The organism is Rhodobacter sp. SY28-1 (genome assembly GCF_005222785.1).
Classification (GTDB): domain Bacteria; phylum Pseudomonadota; class Alphaproteobacteria; order Rhodobacterales; family Rhodobacteraceae; genus Tabrizicola.
The window spans coordinates 191,362-209,932 of sequence record NZ_STGH01000003.1 but is presented as its reverse complement, the minus strand read 5'-3'; the positions used below and the strand labels follow the sequence as shown (position 1 = coordinate 209,932).

At 64.8% G+C, this 18,571-nt stretch carries 14 protein-coding genes and 1 tRNA gene; 4 read left to right on the top strand and 11 right to left on the bottom strand.

Going from position 1 to position 18,571, the window contains the following annotated elements:
• Positions 1–78: 78 nt before the first annotated feature.
• A complete protein-coding gene (locus E8M84_RS15120) occupies positions 79–258 on the top strand; it encodes a hypothetical protein (RefSeq protein ID WP_137112053.1) in 180 nt (59 codons plus the stop codon).
• Positions 259–283: 25 nt separating this feature from the next.
• On the opposite strand, the gene E8M84_RS15115 is transcribed toward E8M84_RS15120, so the two are convergent.
• The 8 genes from E8M84_RS15115 to E8M84_RS15080 form a co-directional block, all read right to left on the bottom strand.
• Complete coding sequence (locus tag E8M84_RS15115; RefSeq protein WP_137112052.1) at positions 284–1,645, bottom strand: phosphomannomutase; 1,362 nt, start codon at positions 1,643–1,645, stop codon at positions 284–286.
• 4 nt (positions 1,646–1,649) lie between these two features.
• A complete protein-coding gene (locus tag E8M84_RS15110; protein ID WP_137112051.1) occupies positions 1,650–2,522 on the bottom strand; it encodes a DmsC/YnfH family molybdoenzyme membrane anchor subunit in 873 nt (290 codons plus the stop codon).
• Between the two features lies 1 nt (position 2,523).
• Positions 2,524–3,252, bottom strand: a complete 729-nt coding sequence (locus E8M84_RS15105) for a 4Fe-4S dicluster domain-containing protein (protein WP_137112050.1) — start codon at positions 3,250–3,252, stop codon at positions 2,524–2,526.
• Positions 3,249–6,104 (bottom strand): molybdopterin-dependent oxidoreductase, encoded by a 2,856-nt coding sequence (locus tag E8M84_RS15100; protein WP_240790410.1) that lies wholly within the window; start codon positions 6,102–6,104, stop codon positions 3,249–3,251. The genes E8M84_RS15105 and E8M84_RS15100 overlap by 4 nt, the downstream gene beginning before the upstream one ends.
• On the bottom strand, positions 6,101–7,177 hold the full coding sequence (locus tag E8M84_RS15095) for an acetate/propionate family kinase (RefSeq protein WP_137112049.1): 1,077 nt from the start codon (positions 7,175–7,177) through the stop codon (positions 6,101–6,103). Before E8M84_RS15095 ends, E8M84_RS15100 begins: the two co-directional genes overlap by 4 nt.
• A complete protein-coding gene (locus E8M84_RS15090) occupies positions 7,177–7,917 on the bottom strand; it encodes a sulfite exporter TauE/SafE family protein (RefSeq protein ID WP_137112048.1) in 741 nt (246 codons plus the stop codon). Before E8M84_RS15090 ends, E8M84_RS15095 begins: the two co-directional genes overlap by 1 nt.
• A 36-nt stretch (positions 7,918–7,953) precedes the next feature.
• A complete protein-coding gene (gene xsc, locus E8M84_RS15085; protein WP_137112047.1) occupies positions 7,954–9,732 on the bottom strand; it encodes a sulfoacetaldehyde acetyltransferase in 1,779 nt (592 codons plus the stop codon).
• 87 nt (positions 9,733–9,819) lie between these two features.
• On the bottom strand, positions 9,820–11,277 hold the full coding sequence (locus tag E8M84_RS15080) for a PLP-dependent aminotransferase family protein (RefSeq protein ID WP_137112046.1): 1,458 nt from the start codon (positions 11,275–11,277) through the stop codon (positions 9,820–9,822).
• 570 nt (positions 11,278–11,847) lie between these two features.
• Here E8M84_RS15080 and E8M84_RS15075 point away from each other — a divergent pair.
• Entirely contained in the window at positions 11,848–12,879 is a 1,032-nt protein-coding gene (locus tag E8M84_RS15075; protein ID WP_137112045.1) for a Hint domain-containing protein, read from the top strand.
• 74 nt (positions 12,880–12,953) lie between these two features.
• Here the strand turns inward: E8M84_RS15075 and tpa are convergent, their stop codons facing one another.
• Together tpa and E8M84_RS15065 are read right to left on the bottom strand one after the other, a co-directional pair.
• Positions 12,954–14,333 (bottom strand): hypotaurine--pyruvate aminotransferase Tpa, encoded by a 1,380-nt coding sequence (gene tpa, locus E8M84_RS15070; protein WP_137112044.1) that lies wholly within the window; start codon positions 14,331–14,333, stop codon positions 12,954–12,956.
• 92 nt (positions 14,334–14,425) lie between these two features.
• On the bottom strand, positions 14,426–15,439 hold the full coding sequence (locus E8M84_RS15065; protein ID WP_137112043.1) for an SDR family NAD(P)-dependent oxidoreductase: 1,014 nt from the start codon (positions 15,437–15,439) through the stop codon (positions 14,426–14,428).
• Between the two features lie 165 nt (positions 15,440–15,604).
• Here E8M84_RS15065 and E8M84_RS15060 point away from each other — a divergent pair, with 165 nt between their 5' ends.
• Both E8M84_RS15060 and E8M84_RS15055 read left to right on the top strand, forming a co-directional pair.
• Positions 15,605–16,861, top strand: coding sequence for an FAD-binding protein (locus E8M84_RS15060; protein ID WP_240790409.1), 1,257 nt, complete (start codon positions 15,605–15,607; stop codon positions 16,859–16,861).
• 83 nt (positions 16,862–16,944) lie between these two features.
• A tRNA-Cys gene (locus tag E8M84_RS15055) sits at positions 16,945–17,018 on the top strand.
• A gap of 438 nt (positions 17,019–17,456) precedes the next feature.
• Here E8M84_RS15055 and E8M84_RS15050 read toward each other — a convergent pair.
• Positions 17,457–18,566 (bottom strand): Gfo/Idh/MocA family protein, encoded by a 1,110-nt coding sequence (locus E8M84_RS15050; protein WP_137112041.1) that lies wholly within the window; start codon positions 18,564–18,566, stop codon positions 17,457–17,459.
• Positions 18,567–18,571: the final 5 nt, after the last annotated feature.

Here is an 18,571-nt window from a genome sequence, read left to right as displayed (position 1 = left end):
GACTGCAAACGCTCTGGCGCTTAGGAAAGTCTTCAGATTTCGAGTCGATGCTGACCGGGAAGAACAAAGGAGGACCAAATGGCTGCTTCCCGCCTGACACTCGCCGACGAGCTTGTTGAAATCCGTGCCGAAATTGCGCGGCTCAAGCGGCGTGAGGCGTCGCTTCAAGCCCTCGCCGACGATCTGCCGCCGATCCCGGTGTTCCGGCGCGGCTGGCCGATCCTGCGCAAGACCGGCGCGTCCGCAGTGAACGCCTAAGGCTGTCGGGCGCTGGCATCGGGGTTCAAGCCTCGATCAGCGCCCGCACCCCGGTCACCGCCTCGGCGACCAGACCCGCGTCGCCCCGGGCCTCGACATTCAGCCGGAGAAGCGGTTCGGTGTTCGAGGCCCGCAGGTTCAGCCGCCATTCGCCGAAATCAAGGCTGAGGCCATCGGTGCGGTCGACGCCGCGTGCCTGTCCAGACAGCTCTGCCTCGACCCGTGACACCGTTCCAGGCACATCGGCGACGCGGAAGTTGATCTCGCCTGACGACGGGAAATCCCGCCGCATTGCCCCCACAAGATCCGTCAGGTCGCGCCCGGACTGCGACACCAGCCGCGCCACCAGAAGCCAGGGGATCATTCCGGAATCGCAGGCCATGAAGCCGCGGAAGTAATGGTGGGCGCTCATCTCGCCCCCATAGACCGCGCCCTCGCGGCGCATCGCGGCCTTGAGGAAGATGTGCCCCGTGGGCGTCAGGACAGATCGCCCCCCACCCCGACGCACCGCATCCTGCACCGCCCAGATGACACGCGGGTCGTGGATGATCGTCGCCCCGGGTTCCGCCGCCAGATGGGCTGCGGCCAGAAGCGCGACCACATGCTCGCCATCGACAAAGCCGCCCGCGCCGTCGAACAGGAAGCAGCGGTCGAAATCGCCGTCGAAGGCGACGCCGAAATCGGCACCCGCCGCCGTCACCGCCTGGGCCGTTGCCGGACGGTTTTCCGGTAGAAGGGGATTGGGGATGCCGTTCGGAAAGCTGCCATCGGGGTCGTGATGCATCCGGACAAGATCAAGCCGCGCGCCGCGGCTGGCCAGCCCTTCGGCCAGTGCATCCAGCGTCGGCCCCGCCGCACCGTTCCCGGCATTGACCAAAAGCCGCAAGGGGCCAATCCCCTGCCCGACCAGCCCAGACACATGCGCCACATAGTCCGCCCTGACGGCCGAGCGATCCTCCCGCGCGCCGCCCTTGGCCGTGGCGAAGTCCGAACTGCCTTCCGTCAGCGCCCTGATCCGCGCGAAATCGGCATCTGGCAGCGGCACCGCACCGCGGCCGACCAGCTTCATCCCGTTGTATTCGAGCGGATTGTGCGAAGCAGTCACGCAGATCCCACCCCCTGCCCCAAGATGGGCAGTGGCGAAATACATCTCCTCGGTCCCGGCCATCCCAAGGTCGAGGACACGGACGCCTTGCGCCATCAGCCCCGCCGCCACCGCATCGGTAAGCGAAGGTGAGCTTTCCCGGCAGTCGCGCGCCAGCACCACGGCATCCGCGCCAGTCACCGTGGCGAAGGCGCGGGCGATCCGGTGGGCAATGGCTTCGGTCAGGTCCGTCCCGAGACGGCCGCGGATATCATAGGTCTTGAACGCGCTCATGGCGCGCAAAGGATCATCCCCGCGCGCCGTAGTAAAGCCCCACGACGTGCTCGGCCTCGGCGAAGAACAGCCAGCGGGCGGCAAGGGCTCCGGCAAGGTGCAGGATGGCGGCCAGAGCGATCCCCCAGATGCCGAAGGGCATGAGCAGGACCAACGCGGGCAGGACCGAGGCCAGCGCCAGCGCGATCTTCCGCAGCTTCGCCGCATGCTTGCGCCCCACGACGAAGATCATCTCGCGTTTCAGGTAGTTCCCGGCGGTATGGGCTGGATCAAGCACCGAGGGAACGCCCAGCCGGTCCAGCCCCGTCGCCGTCCCCATCGTCTGACCGGCGCGCGCGAAAGCTTTGTCGCCGACCCGCCAGACCGCCCAGAGGATCGCACCCACCGCCAGCAGAAGCACAGGCGCAAGCCCCATACCGGCCAGCATCGCACCCCCGGCGACAGCGAAGGTCAGGAACATCACCGGCGTCAGCCAGTGATGCCAGCGCGGGACCGCCTTGATCTGCGTGTAGATCATCGCCGTGGTGAAGACGGTCAGGATCGCGAGCGTCCCGCCGATCTGGCCGATGATGCGCGGCAGGCCGAGGGTGAAAATGTCCGAGAGCGCGACCGGCGCGAGGATCAAGAGGGTGGCGACCGAGGCCCAGGCCTCACGGCTCAGCCAGCTGGTGCGGCATTGCGTGAAGGCTTTCAGGGCGTTCTTCGGGTTGCCGAGGTGGAAGGTGGCGGCCAGCAGCCCCGCCACGGCCAGCCCGTAGCCGAGGCCCCAGAGAAAGAACGCATGCCAGCCCGAAGGCAGCAGCGCCCCCCAGCCGAGGAAGGCGAGGAAGCCGAAGCCCAGACCCGAGAGGGTGGAAAACAGGATGACCGAGGGCGCGGGATGCATCTCAGAGCTTCCCCAGCATCCGGTCGAGCCACCCTGCGATCCCGGTGGCCTTGATGTCGAGTAGGGGCGCGAGCGGGCTTGCCGTTCCCGGCCCTTTCTTGCGCGGCGGCAGGTACTTGTTGGTGGGCTTCGTGCCCATGTCGGGCATCAGGTCATAGCCGCCCCTGCTCGCCACCAGTTGCGACACTGCGCTTTCCGGGTCCGCCAGGTCGCCGAAATGCCGCGCGTTCGTGGGGCAGGTGCGGACGCAGGCGGGCTCACGATCTTCTTCGGGCAGGGTCTCGTTGTAGATCCGGTCGACGCAGAGCGTGCATTTCTTCATCACGCCTTGCGCTGCATCCATCTCCCTCGCGCCATAGGGGCAGGCCCAGGCGCAGAGGCCGCAGCCGATGCAAGCGTCCTCGTTGACCAGCACGATGCCGTCCTCGGCCCGTTTGTAGCTGGCCCCGGTCGGGCAGACGGTGACGCAGGGCGCGTTGTCGCAGTGGAGGCAGGACCGCGGGAAGGTCACCACCTGGGCGGGGGCATCAGGGATCGCCACCTGGTAGGAGTGGACCCGGTTCAGGAACGTGCCCGAGGGATCGGCGCCGTAGGGGTCCTGGTCGGACAGGCCGATGCCCCCATCGTTCCAGCCCTTGCAGGCGGTGACGCAGGCCTGGCAGCCGACGCAGGTGTCGAGGTCGATCACCAGACCCAGACGTTTTTCGGTGGACTGCGGGAGGGACGTCATCGCTCCGCCTCCCCGCCGGGGACCAAAAGTTTTCGAAAACTTTTGGCAAAATTCTTCGAAGAACTTTGGCCTCGGCCGCCACCGGCGCGCGGCGGGTCGGGAAGGCGTTCGAACATCGGCTCCACCGTGCTGCGCGGGTGATCGGTGGCCGCAACGCGTTCTACCCGCACCCGCTGGTCAAACCAGGCGGCCTGCCCCGTGACCGGGTCAGAGTTCGACAGCCGCACCCCGTGCCGGTCGGGCAGAAGCTCCGAGATCAGATGGTTCAGAAGGAACCCCGTCGTCGCCTCTGGCGCATCAGCATCCAGCGCCCAGGCCCCCTTGCGCTTGCCGATGGCGTTCCAGGTCCAGACGGTGTTCTCGTTCAGCGCCGCCATATGGGCAACGGGCACCACGATCGTTCCGGCGCGCGAGGACACCCGCGCCCAGTCGCCGTCCTCAAACCCCTGCGCCTCCCAGATCTTCGTCGGCAGATACAGATAGTTATGCCCCTTGATCTGCCGCAGCCAGGCGTTCTGGCTGCCCCAGGAGTGGTACATGTCCATCGGCCTTTGCGTCAGCGCGTGGACCGGATAGCCGAAGGCCGCGTCCTCGTCGCCGAAGGGGGCATACCAGATCGGCAGCGGGTGCATCGCCTGTTTCAGGCGCTCGCGCAGGTGGTCGGGCGGCTGGCGGGGGCCGAAGCCCTCGGCGGCCAGCTGGAAGCGGCGCATGGGTTCGGACCAGATGTTGAAAAGATAGGGCTGCGGAGTCTCGTAAAGCCCGAGCTTCACCGCCCAGTCCTGGTAGGCCGTGTTCCACGGTTTGTAGAAGGCCGCTTCCTCGGGGACATGGGCCTGGTAGAAGGCTCCGTTCTGGATGTAACGGGCCAACTGATCGGGGTTTGGGGCACCCCGCCCTTCCGCCTCGCCATCCCCCCGGAAGCCCATCAGCGGACCCACACCCGGGCGGCGTTGGTGGTTGGCGATGTAGTCGGCGTAGTCCTTGAACTTCGCCGTCCCATCCTCGTTCACCATGCCCGGAAGTCCGAGCCTTGCGCCCAATTCCAACAGCACTGACTGGAAGCAGCGGACGTCGCGGTCCGGTTCCAGCACCGGCCAGCGGATCGCATCGCCCGCTGCGTCGGGCTCGCTGATGGGGCGGTCCAAGAGGCTGATGCAGTCGTGGCGTTCGAGGTAGGTCGTGTCGGGCAGGATCAGGTCGGCATAGGCCACCATTTCGGAGGCATAGGCGTCGGAGTAGATGATCCGGGGGATGACGTATTCGCCATCGCGCTGTTCCGTCAGCATCTCCATCACGCGGGCGGAGTTCATGGATGAGTTCCACGACATGTTCGCCATGTAGAGGAACAGCGTGTCGATCCGGTATGGGTCCCCGGCATGGGCGTTGGGGATGACCATGTGCATCATCCCATGCGCCGAGAACGGGTTTTCCCAAGAGAACCCCTTGTCGATCCGGGCCGGCTGGCCATCGGGCAGAAGGCACAAGTCGTCGGGCGAGCGGACATAGCCCAGATGCGGGCCAGTCAGGGGCTTGCCGGGGGTGGTGACGAAGTGGGGCGTCGGATGCGCCTCGATGGGTTTCGGATACGGCGGTTTCAGCCGGTAGCCGCCGGGGGTTTCCAGGCTCCCAAGGAGGATCTGAAGGAGATGCAGCGCGCGGGCCGTCTGGAACCCATTGGAATGCGCCGAAATCCCGCGCATCGCGTGGAAGCTGACCGGGCGACCGGGCATGTTCGGATGCTCGTTGCCGCGGAAGTCGGTCCAGGGGCGGTCGAGGGTGATCGCCTGATTGAAGGCCACATCAGCCAGTTCGGCGGCCAGTTGGCGGATGCGGGTTGCCGTCACGCCGCAGCGCGCAGCCACCGCCTCGGGCGCGTAGTCGGGCTTCAGATATTCCTCGACCATGTGGCGAAAGACAGTGCGGCTGCCCTGCCATTCGGCCCCGAGGTCCGGTTGTACCCCCTTGCCGTCCCAGGGCGCGGGGTGGCCCGTGCGGCGATCGATGACAAAGGGCTGGCTTTCGGCGTTGCGGACGAAAAGGCCTTTCTCCGCCCCCTCCGCCTCGGTCACCAGCAGCGGCGCATTGGTCCATTGTGCGAGGTAATCGAGGTCGATCTTCCCCGCCTCCAGCAGGCAATGGATCAAGGACAGGATCAGCAGCCCGTCGGTCCCGGGCGTGATCCCGATCCAATCGTCGGCTACAGCGGAATAGCCCGTGCGCACAGGGTTCACGGAAATAACCCGCGCGCCCCGGGCCTTCAGCTTGCCAAGGCCGATCTTGATCGGGTTCGAGTCGTGATCCTCGGCCACCCCGAACATCACGAAGAGCTTCGTCCGGTCCCAATCCGGCTGGCCAAATTCCCAGAACGCCCCACCGATGGTGTAGATGCCGCCCGCCGCCATGTTGACCGAACAGAAGCCCCCATGCGCCGCATAGTTCGGGGTGCCGAAGTTTTGCGCCCACCAGCCGGTGAGGCTTTGGCTCTGGTCGCGGCCGGTGAAAAAGGCCAGCTTCTCGGGGGCCGTTTCGCGCAGCGGCTTCATCCAGGAAACGGCGGTGGAGAGCGCTTCCTCCCAAGTGATCTCCTCGAAAGCCCCCGAACCGCGCGGCCCCACGCGCCGCAGGGGTGCCTTCAGGCGGCTGGGCGCGGTGACCTGCATGATCCCGCTGGCCCCTTTGGCACACAAGACGCCCTTGTTGATCGGATGGTCCCGGTTGCCCTCGATATAGGCGACGCGGCCGGACTTCAGATGCACGTTGATCCCGCAGCGGCAGGCGCACATGTAGCAGGTGGTCTGGCGAACTTCGTCGCCAACCTCGCGCTGCGTCTCCACTCTCGGCTGGTTCACGCGCCCTCCCCGGCCATGACGGCCTGCGCTTCAAGGGCAATCTGCCGTTCCTCATCAGCTTGCACAAGAAGGATAGCGACACCGGATGTCGCATCATGCAGGGTGGTTTCGTTCCGGGCATTCGCCTCCGGGTCGGAAGAAACTCCCAGATAGGCGAGCCCGGTCAGGATTTCGTTCCGCATCCACGCGTCGTTTTCCCCGATCCCGCCGGTGAAGACCACGGCGTCAAGGCCGCCCATCGCCGCCACCATCGACCCAGCATGGCGCACCGCCCAGTAGGCGAAATGTTCCAGCGCGAAGCGGGCCTCAGGGGTTCCTGCGGCATGCAAGGCCCGCAGGTCGCTGGCCCCGCCAAGACCCAGGAGCCCGCTTTGCCGGTTCAGGATGCGCCCTGCCCTTTCCACGCCGTGCACCTCGGCCAGACGCAGCACGGCATTGCCGTCGATGCTGCCCGTCCGCGTGCCCATCGTCAGCCCGTCCAGCGGAGAATAGCCCATGGTCGTCGCAACCGAACAACCGTTCACAATCGCCGCAAGCGAGCAGCCATTGCCCAGATGGCAGGCCAGAATCCTTTGCGGCAGTTCCCCCCTGCCCCGCAGGATGCGGACCAGCGCGGCATAGCTGATCCCGTGAAAGCCATACCGGCGCAGGCCCCGGTCGCGTTCCGCCTTTGGCAGGGCATAGGTCACCGCCACCTCAGGGTTCGTCGCATGGAAGGCCGTGTCGAAGGCCGCAAATTGGGGAAGATCCGGAGCAAGGGCTGCAACAGACTGAATTCCCACCAGATTCGCCGGATTGTGCAAAGGAGACAGCGGCACACAGTCCTGGATCTGTTGCACCACGGAAGGTGTCACCCGACAGGTTGCCGTCAAGCCCGCCCCGCCATGCACCACCCGATGCGCTGCGGCCGTCAGCCGGTCAATGGACACCCCGGCCTGAGCGAGCCCCGCTGCCATCGCGGCCGCGTGACCGTCCGGACCGATCTCGCTGATGCTGGCCTTTGCAACCTCGCGTTCGCCTTCAAACACCTTCAGCTTCAGCGAAGACGAACCAGCGTTCACAATCAGCCACATCAGAGCAGCGCCTTCCCAAGGCCGAGTGCCGCAAGGCCTGCCAGAAGGACGATCGCAAAGCGGCGGAACTCCTGCGGGTCGGTGCCGAAGAAGTGCCGCCCGCCCAGCCAGTTGCCCAGAAGTGTGACCGGAAGGGCGATGAGCGCGGCCCAGAGCGTGTCCCAGTTCACCAGCCCTGCCAGCCAGTAAAGCGGCGCGGAGTAAAGGTCGAGAAGCGGGAAATAGGCGATCAGTGTCGCCCGAAAGACGCTCGCCGACATCGGTTGCGCGGCGAAGAATGCCGCCACCGGCAGCCCCCCCATTCCGGGCGCGTTGGAAAGCCCTGAGATCACGCCCGCCACGCCGTTCGGTGCGCCCCTGACTTCCGCCGCAAGCCGCCACCCCGCGAGCAGGACGACGCACATGAGGAGGACATAGCCCGAGATGACCGCCCGCGCCGTGTCCTCGCTGACCCCGGTCAGGACCCACAACCCCAACGGCAGTCCGATCGCCGCCCCACCCAGAAGCCAGCCGACACGTCGCCAGTCGACGTCCGGCCCGGCGCCCTTTGCGTGCTGCAGAGACATCACTGTTTCAAGAATGACGACAACAGCCACGAAATTCAGTGGATTGGTCACTAAGCTGGAGGCCGCGATCAGCAGGGCCGAGAAGCCAAAGCCAGAGTAGCCCCGGACGAACCCGGCGACGAGGCAGGCCACGGCGAGCCAGGCCAGCGCGCCGGGGCCAAGGTCATAGGGCACCGGTCAACTCCAGAATTCTCGACGAAGATTCGCGCTTCACCCCACCACCTGCGGCCGCATGTCGGCCTTCGAGATCCCCGCGACCTCGACCGGCTTCTTCATCGCGTCGCGGCGGAAAGGCTCGCCCAGTTCCTGGTTGATCAGCGCCTCGATCAGCGTGGTCTTGCCGTGGTGCATCTGGTCGTCGATGGCCTTGTGCAAGGCCGCCGTCAGCTCCTCCATCGTCCGCGCCTGCACGCCCTGCAGCCCGCAGGCCTTGGCGATACCGGCGTAGCTGACGTCGGTGTCAAGCTCGGTGCCGACGAAGTTGTCGTCATACCAGAGGGTCGAGTTCCGCTTTTCCGCGCCCCACTGGTAGTTGCGGAAGACGACCATGGTGATCGCAGGCCATTCCTTGCGGCCAATCGCCGTCAGCTCCGTCACCGCAATCCCGAAGGCCCCGTCTCCAGCGAAACCGACGACAGGGGTGTCCGGGCAGCCGATCTTGGCACCGATGATCGACGGCAGGCCATAGCCGCACGGCCCGAAGAGACCGGGTGCCAGATACTTCCGCCCCGCCTCGAACGACGGATAGGCGTTGCCGATGGCGCAGTTGTTGCCGATGTCCGAAGAAATGATCGCCTCTTTCGGCAGCGCCGCCTGGATCGCGCGCCAGGCCATGCGGGGGCTCATCCACTCCGGCTTGGCCTTGCGGGCACGTTCGTTCCAGGTGGTGCCGGGATCATCCTGTTCGTGATCCATCGACGACAGTTCCTGCGCCCAGGCGGATTTCTTTTGCGCGATCAGCGCCTTGCGCTCCGCCCGCCCCGCGTCGCCCGCAGTCTTCGACAGCCGCGCCAGGATCCTCTCGGCCACCTTCTTCGCGTCACCGACAATGCCCACAGTCACCGGCTTCGTTAGCCCGATCCGGTTCGGGTTGATGTCGACCTGGATCACCTTGGCCGCCTTCGGCCAGTAGTCGATCCCATAGCCCGGCAGGGTCGAGAACGGGTTGAGTCGCGTTCCCAGCGCCAGCACCACGTCGGCCTGGGCGATCAACTCCATCCCCGCCTTCGACCCGTTGTAGCCCAGCGGCCCCGCGAACAGCGGATGCGAACCGGGAAAGGCGTCGTTGTGCTGGTAGCCGACGCACACCGGCGCCGTCAGCCGTTCCGCCAGCGCCATCGAGGCCGGGATCGCGCCGCCGATCACCACGCCCGCGCCGTTCAGGATCACCGGGAACTTGGCCGACGACAGCAGTTGCGCCGCCTGGGCGATGGCCTCCTCACCGCCCGAGGGCCGCTCGAACTCCACCACGGCCGGCAGGGGCACGTCGATGACTTGGGTGAAATAGTCCCGCGGCATGTTGATCTGCGCCGGGGCCGACTGGCGCTTGGCCTGCAGGATGACGCGGTTCAGCACCTCGGCCACGCGCGAGGGATCGCGGACCTCCTCCTGGTAGCAGACCATGTCCTTGAACAGCGCCATCTGCTCGACTTCCTGGAAGCCGCCCATCCCGATCGTCTTGTTGGCGGCCTGTGGGGTAACCAGAAGTAAAGGCGTATGGTTCCAGTATGCGGTTTTCACCGCAGTGACGAAGTTGGTGATCCCCGGTCCGTTCTGGGCAATCATCATCGACATCTTTCCGCTGGCGCGGGTGAACCCGTCTGCCATCATCCCGCCAGAGCCTTCATGGGCGCAGTCCCAGAAATGGATACCGGCCTTCGGGAAAAGATCCGAAATCGGCATGAAGGCCGAGCCGATGATCCCGAAGGCGTGCTCGATGCCGTGCATCTGCAGGACTTTCACGAAGGCCTCTTCGGTGGTCATCTTCATCGCGCTACTCCATGTCCCATGCGGCCCGATAAGGCCAGTTGCGTGCAACCTATCCCTGCGGCGGGCCCGGCCTTAGGGCCAGTTTCATCAGCCCGCTAAGGCCAGCGCTTTCGCGATCCGCGCCACACCCTCGGGGATGCGCTGCGGGGCGATGGAGGAATAGGCGAGGCGGTAGAAATTGCGGGGTCCGTCCCCGGCAAAGAAGGCGCGGCCGGGTTCGATGAGGACGCCTTCGGTGCGCAAGGCTAGCGCCAGTTGTTCGGCGTCCACCCCTTCGGGCGCGCGCATCCAGAAGCTCGATCCGCCAAAGCCGCCCTGCCCGGCCACGGTCAGGCCTTCGGCCGAAATGGCCTCGGCCATGACCTGGCGGCGGCGGCGGTAGGCGTTCTTCATCCGGTTGACCAGCGCGTCGTAGTGGCCGAGGCCCAGGAAATAAGCCATCGTCCGCTGGATGTGGCCGGGCGGGTGCTTCAGCATCAGGCCCCGCAGGGCGCGCGCCTCGGCGATGAAGCCGGGGGGGCCGACAAGGTAGCCAAGGCGCAGGCCGGGGAAGACGGATTTCGAGAAGCTTCCGGCGTAGATCACCCTGCCCCCACGGTCGAGCGACTTCAGTGCGGGGGCGACGGGTTTCAGGAAGGACATCTCGAATTCGTAGTCGTCCTCGATGATGACGAAGCGCTTGGCCTCGGCGGCCTCCAGCAGCGCCACGCGGCGGTCCACCGGCATGGTGGCGTTGGTGGGGCACTGGTGCGAGGGGGTGGTGAAAACCACATCCGCGTCAAGCACTTGCGGCGGCAGGCCTTGGGCGTCGACATCTACCGGGACGGCGGTGGCTCCGGTGGCCGCGACAATGGCGCGCCAGGCGGGGTAGCCGGGGTTTTCGACCACCGCGCGGCGACCGGGGGACAGGAGCGCATTGGCGGCGATCCAGAGGGCGTTCTGGGCACCCATCGTCAGCAGCACCTCATCCTCGCGCGCCGCGATGCCCCGCCGGGGGAGGATGGTGCGGAGAAGCTCCTGAATCAGCAGGGGGTCGTCGCGTTCGTAATAGTCGGTCGTCAGCGCCGCGAAGTCCCGCTTGCCGAGCGCGCGGAGGGCGCATTGCCGCCAGTTCTGGTGGTCGAACAGCGTCGGGTCGGCTTGGCCGTAGATGAAGGGATAGGGGTAGCGGTCCCAATCCTCGGGCCGTTCGACCTTGGGGACAAGGGTGAAGCGGCCTTGCGTCAAGCCCTTGAAATCGATGGCTTCCGCGCGGGGTTCGGACTGTGGGAATTCGGGCGCGAGGGGGGCGGTGTCCGAGACGAAGTAGCCCGACCTACCTTGCGCCGTGAGGTAGTCCGAGGAGACGAGGTCGGCGTAGGCGAGCGTCACGGTGATCCGGCTGACCCCGAGGTGTTCTGCCAGCCCCCGCGACGACGGCATCCTGGCGGCGGGGCGAAAGCGCCCCGTGAGGATGCCCTGCGTGACCATCGCGCGGATCTGCTGTTGCAGGGACCCAGTGGCCCCTGGGGTCAGGTAGAAAGCTTCGACGGGGATGGTGGCCATGAGTCCAGATTAGGGGGTTCCGCGCACTGGATCAACGGGGCGGAATCCGGGATTTCGCGGTGTCTGGAATGCGTCTGGCATCCGTCTGGCATGCGTCGGGCGCTCTGTCAGGCGTTCGGGGGCTACCCATGTCGGGTCAGTCGTGAGAGAAGGTGCGCTTTCGCGCGCCTTATGATGCAACGCAATGCGTGAGCCCCACGTTTCAAATTGTTATATTTATATGTGAATTTGGTGTCAGACTACATTTACACACTGAGTTTTGGGCTTTCCCGCGCCGTTCGCCCATGGAACCGGTCAGTACGCGGAAGCAATCGTCTAGAATGACATGTTTCACTGTTGATTTCGTCAAAATTGAATCGCCCGCCTCTCGCCCAAATCCGAAAATCGGCTGACAGATGGCTGTGTCAACTTCGATTCACATACATTTGCCGAGCAGACAAAAATATTAATATTTTTCCAATACTTGCAGATCATATCACAATTATCTTGGCGCAATTCGTTGTGATAATACTCAACCTCGGGTATAGTGATTCCATCAACACAGTGAAACCATGATTTGAAGGAGGGCCTATGGCTACTCAGTCATACGCATTATTTACTCCGGTAATCGCGATTGGCTCTGGCGTTGCAACGTTAACGTTGACCGATACAAATGACGGAACTTTCGAGGTTCCCGATATCAATCCCGGCGGCCAATCCGCCTTGATCAATGGCAGCCCGGTCGTAATCAACTCGGTTGAGGCCGCAATAGGGCCGCAGATCATCATTGCAAATGTCGGTGGCCTTGTTGTCGAGCTGAGCATTACGCCAGTTAGAATCGTCGTCGAAGATGGGCTCTTCGACGACGTGTACATCGTGTATCCGGGCCTGCCACCCGGTGCCGAGGTCATCAGTGTGTCAGTGCCCCTGATCTTCCCCAATCCGGTTGGCCTGCCCGTCTGCCTGACCGTCGACACCCGGGTCAAAACCAGCAAGGGGTGGGTGAAGGCAGGGGACCTGCAATTGGGCGACCTTGTGGTCACACGCGGCGCCGGACTGCAGCCAGTGCGCTGGATCGGCAAGCAGCAGCTGCGGTTCGTTGACAGCCCCTTGCTGGAGAAGTTCCGCCCGATTCACTTTGACGCCGGCTCTTTGGGTGACGGGGTTCCGCGTTGGCCACTGACCGTATCTCCGCAACACGCAATTCTTCTGCGCGACCGATTTGCCAGCTTGCTGTTCGGAGAATCGGAAGTGCTTGTCGCAGCAAAGCATTTTGTGAACGGCACAACCGTACGGGTTGATGCAGAGTGTGACGAAATCACCTACTGCCATATCCTGCTGGATCTGCACGCAATAATTCTGGCAGAAGGTGCAGAGGTTGAAAGCCTGTATCTGGGCGAACAGACACTTGCATCAATCGGATCGGAGGCCCGTGCCGAAGTGTTGGCGATCTTTCCCGAGCTGGCCAACCGCTCTGACACGAGAATGGAACGGGCGAGGATGCTACTCCGCGAGTTCGAAGCCCGAGTCTTGATTGACCGGATGTTTGGTTGGAAGAAGCCAGCAACTGATCAGACAGAGGCACCACGACAGCAGCTGCGCCTGGCTTCTGGGAAAGGCTGAGCCGGTATATCAGTCCCCACGGGGAAGATGTGCACCACCGCACATCTTCCCCAAGCGGCAAAGGGCCTCAGTGCCTACCCGAACACCCTTCCCAGCGCGCCATCAATCGCCGTGGTGATCTCGTCGATGTCGTCCTTCGTCGCGATCAGCGCGGGGCTGAGGCACAGCGTGTTGTTCAACCCCGGCAGGCTCCGGTTCGTGGCCCCGATGATCACCCCCTGCGCCATGCAGTCGGCAACGACGGCCTGGACCATCTTCTCGGGCGCGGGTTCCTTGGTTGTGCGGTCATTCACCAGCTCGGCCCCGAGGAACAGGCCCTTGCCGCGGACGTCGCCGATGATCTTGTGCTTGTCCATCAGCGCCTGCAGGTTCCCAAGGCAGTAGTCGCCCATGTCGAGGGTGTTCTGCAGCAGCCCCTCTTCCTCGATGATCTTCATGTTCTCCAAGGCCGCCGCCGGGCCGGAGGTGCAGCCGCCGAAGGTGGAGATGTCGCGGAAGTAGCTCATCGGGTCCGAGGGGTCGTCCTTGAACATCTCGAAGATGGCTTCGGTGGTCACGGTGCAAGAGATCGCGGCATAGCCCGAGGCGACGCCTTTGGCCATCGTCACGAAGTCGGGCTTGATGCCGTAGTGCTGGTAGCCGAACCAGGTGCCGGTGCGGCCCACGCCGCAGACGACCTCGTCAATCGCCAGCAGGATGTTGTATTTCTTGCAGATTTCCTGAACGCGGTCCCAGTAGCCCTGGGGCGGGACGATGACGCCGCCGCCGGCGGTGACGGGTTCCAGGATCAGGCAGCCGACGGTGTCGGGGCCTTCGCGCAGGATGACTTCCTCGATGGCGTCAGCGGCACGCTGGCCGTAGTTTTCCACGTCCCACTGCTTGCGATATTCCAGGCAATGCGGCACGCGGACGAAGCCGTCGGGGAACGGGCCATACTGCATGGCGCGCTGGTCCTGCCCGGCGGAGGCAAGCGCGGCAATGGTGGTGCCGTGGTAGTCGCGGTCGCGATACAGGATCTTCCACTTCTTCCCGCCGTGGTGCCGGTGCGCGATCTGGCGCACCATCTTGTAGACCTTTTCGTTCGCCTCGGACCCGGAGTTGTTGTAGTAGACGCGGGAGAGGCCCGGCATCTTCTCGATCAGCGCCTTGGAAAACATGGCACCCGGGATCGACCCGGCAGAGCCTGCGAAGTAGTTCAGCTTGACCAGCTGGTCGCGGACGGCGTTGGCGATGCTTTCGCGACCATAGCCCACGTTGACGGTCCAGACCCCGCCGGAGACGGCGTCGATGTGTTCCTTGCCCTTGGCGTCCCAGACCCGCATCCCCTTGCCTTCGACGATGACGCGGGGGTCGACGGTTTCGTACTGCTTGTGCTGGGAAAGGTGGTGCCAGACATGGGCGCGGTCGGCCTCGACCACGGCGCCGATGTCGTTCATGCCTGCATAGTCTTCCATGACTCGTCCTTTCGGTTCGATTTGCGCGGCATGATCCTGCATATTGCCGGTCGCCGTTAGGACCAGACACATGCCGCCGTTATAGCCAGGTTCTACACCCGGTAGTAGTCGCGATACCAGTCGACAAAGGGCTTGAGGCCGGTGGCAAGGTCGGTGCGCGGCTGGAACCCGGTAAGCTGCTGCAAAAGCGAGCAATCCGCCCAGGTTGCGGGCACGTCGCCAGGCTGCATCGGCATCATGTTGAGAGTGGCCTTGCGGCCCAGGAGGCCTTCCAGCGTGTGGATGAAATCCATCAGGTGGACCTTGTTGGTGTTCCCGACGTTGACGATCCGGTGCGGCGCGACGGGGGACAGGCTGTCGCCCTCGACCGGGGTCCCCCGCGCGCCGGGGAGTGGCGGGGCAAGCGGGAGAAGACGGCTTACGCCTTCGACCAGATCCTCGACCGCGGTGAAGTCGCGCCACATCTCGCCGTGGTTGTAGACGTCGATGGGCTGGCCTTCCAGGATCGCCTTGGTGAACTTGAAATAGGCAAGGTCGGGGCGGCCCCAGGAGCCGTAGACGGTGAAGAAGCGGAAGAGCGTAACCGGCAGGCCCCAGAGATGGGCGTAGGAATGGGCCAAGCCCTCGACCGCTTTCTTCGTCGCTGCATAGACGGTCAGGGGGTGGTCGGTTTGATCGGTCTCCTGGAACGGCATCTTCGGGTTGGCGCCGTAGACCGATGAGGTGGAGGCGATCATCAGGTGACGCACGCCTTGCGCCTTTGCGACCTCCAACACGTTGAAACTGCCAGTGAAATTCATCTCGATGTAGGATCGGGGATGTGTCAGGCTGTAGCGGACCCCGGCCTGGGCAGCCAGGTGGATGATTGCGTCGGGTGCGAAATCGGCGGCCACGCGGGACAGCGTCGCCATGTCCTCCAGCATCGCCTCGGTGGCGGTGAAGCCGGGCAGGTCGGCCAGCTTCGCATGGCGTTTGCGCTTCAGGGACACGTCGTAATAGGGCGTCATCCCGTCATAGCCGTGCACCTTGTGCCCCGCAGCCAGCAGAGTCTGCGCAAGGTGGAAGCCGATGAACCCGGCCGTTCCGGTGATGAGGATCTTCTGCACCAAAGCCCAACCTTCCGCGCCTGCAGCGGACAATCCCCGCGCCCCCCGGTCAAGTCAACCCTGCCCGCGCCACCGCCTCAGCCCCATGGGCTGGGGATGGCGATGGCGGGTCCGGCGCGGAACATGCAAGATCGGCACAAGTGAATCGGAACCAGAGGTCCCATCTTGCGCACGAACTGGGCGGGCAACGTCATCTTCACGGCCCCTGACCCGCGGACAGCGGGGACGGTGGCCGAGGTCCAGTCCATCGTGGCGGCGGCGCGTCAGGTCCGGGTGCTGGGGTCGGGGCACAGCTTCAACGACCTTGCCGACAGCGCGGCGGTGCAATTGTCGCTGCAGGGCATGAACCGGGTCCTGTCGATCGACCCTGACCGGCGGCGCGTCACGGTTCAGGGCGGGATCCGCTATGGCGAGCTTGCGCCCGTCCTGCATGCGGAAGGCTGGGCGCTGAAGAACCTCGCCTCGCTGCCACATATCTCGGTCGCAGGGGCGGTGGCAACGGCGACGCATGGGTCGGGCTCGCGCATCGGGAACCTGGCGACGGCGGTCACGGGGCTGGAGATCGTGACGGCCGGGGGCGAAGTCGCCAGCCTGTCGCGCGACCAGGACGGCGACCGCTTTGCCGGTGCCGTGGTCAGCCTTGGCGCGCTTGGCGTGGTCACGGCCCTGACGCTGGAGATCGAGCCGACCTACCAGGTGCGCCAGAATGTCTACACCAGCCTGCCCTTCGCCGTGATCGAGGGCGATTTCGACGCGGTCTTTGACGCGGGCACCAGCGTCAGCGTCTTCACCGACTGGCGCGGAGCAGCGGCACATTCAGTCTGGGTGAAGGACCGGGTTGCGGACCACGAAGCTGCGTCCAGACCTGACTTCCATGGAGCGCTCCCGGCGACGCGCAAGATGCACCCGCTTCTTGGTGTCGACGGCGCGGATTGCACGGATCAGATGGGCATCCCCGGCCCATGGCATGAGCGTCTGCCGCATTTCCGCATGGGCTTTACCCCAAGCAACGGAGCAGAGATCCAGACGGAATACTTTGTCCCACGCGCCGCTGCGCCCGAGGCCGTGGCCATCATGCGCAGGCATGGCGACCGGCTGGCACCCATCCTGATGACATCGGAACTGCGCAGTGTGGCAGCCGACGATCTGTGGCTGAGCCCCGGCAACCGGGGGCCTTATGTCGGGCTTCACTTCACCTTCCGACGGGACAGCGCCGCCGTGAGGACGGTGCTGCCGCCCATCGAGGCCGATCTGGGGTCCCTTGGCGCGGTGCCGCATTGGGGCAAGGTCACGACGATGAGCCCGGCCACGATCCGGTCGCGCACGCCGCGGCTGGCGGCTTTCCGTGATCTGGCGCAAAGCTTCGACCCCGAGGGCAAGTTCCGCAACGCCTATCTTCGCCGCCTGTTCGACGAAGCGTGAGACGCGGGCAGCGACGCGCCGGACGGCCACGACAACCGCCTTGACCCCCCCGGCAGGACCCTCTAAGGAACGCTCACCTTCGCGGCGGGTTGGCGGAGAGGTTACGCAGCGGATTGCAAATCCGTGAAGACCGGTTCGATTCCGGTACCCGCCTCCAAGGTTCCACTCAATCTCCAGAAGACACACGCTTTCTTCCAGTTGGAACCAAAGCACCCATCACAGGCCAGCCAAAAGTTCTGCGCTTGGTTGCGCCCCATGGCGACTGAATTTCGGACATCACTTCCTGATGTCGTGACGACAACCTGAATTCGCTCGCCGCCCTCGGCTCCTCATTGAAATCACACAAGGCGGGGATTCTTCTCCCGAAGAAGGGCAGCTTGCGCCTGAACCGTGCGCTCCAGTCGTGAGGACAAATGCAGGCGTGTCCGGCAACAAGGTGAATGAACCGAGGCGCTGCCTGTGTTTGCCAAGAGCCCACAGCGGATATCGCACAGGTCACCGCTTGGGGCCGCACGACAGCACAGGTCGCGGACAAGCACCATGTTCAGCGTCCCTCGGCCAGTGCGAGTGTTTACCGAGAGCCTTAACCGGCAGGTTAGCCACCCGGGGCGTAGTCGAGATTGCCAAGACCAACCACTTCGCCCGTCTCGGCGCTTTGCTGGGCTGCCAAACCCATCGTGACCGCCCACCAGCCATCTTCCAGCGACACCTCGGGTCGCTGCAGGCCGGTCGCTGCCCGCTGAAAGCCCTGGTGCTGGAAGAAGGTCGATCCGTTGTGGTCACCCGCCGCCAGCAAGGCAGGATCCACGGGGATGTCCAGTTCCACCGGGCCCGCAGGGTTGCGCGGGCTGACGATGACCTTGGGCACGGGAGGCGCGCCCAGATGCATGGGCCAGAACCGGCCCGGCCCGGGCACCAGGCATTCGATCTTGCCCTTCGATCCGACGGCCGAGATCTCCTCCTGATAGCGGCTGCCTTCCGCGAACATGCACAGTTCCAGCATCGCCCGCATGCCGTTTGCGAAATCGACGATGACATAGGCATGGTCCCAGATGTCGGACCGCTGTCCGTCATAGACCTCGTCCAGATGGTTCACCGCCTGCCCGCCACTGGCCATCACGCGGACCGGGTTGCAGCCGGCGACCAGCCGCATCAGGTCGAAGAAGTGGCAGCACTTTTCCACGAGCGTCCCGCCCGAGTTGCGGTTGAAGCGGTTCCAGTCGCCGACCTTCTGCAGGAAGGGAAAGCGGTGCTCGCGGATCGTCAGCATCTTCACACCACCCGTCGCTGCCTGTGCCTCACGCAAAAGGTGGGCCACGGGCGGCATGTAGCGGTATTCCATCGCCACCCAGATCGGGGCCGGGTAGGCCGCGCGCAGGGCCGCCAGACGCGGCGCATCGGCCGGGTCAGTGAACAGCGGCTTCTCGCACAGCACCGGCAGCGGGCGGATGCGGGCGATCTCTTCCAACTGGCCAAGGTGCAGGTGGTTCGGGCTGGCGATCAGCAAGCAGTTCACCTCGGGCACGGCCAGGACGTCGGCCACCGACCCCACCATCCGTGCCCCCGGCACCAATGCCGAAGCCGCGGCGCGCATTCCCGGGTCGGGTTCGAAGATCGCGGCGACTGAAGCCGCCTCCAGCAAAGCAATGTTGCGCAGATGCTCCTGCCCCATCATTCCGCAGCCGATGATCCCGTAGCGCAGCATTTTGA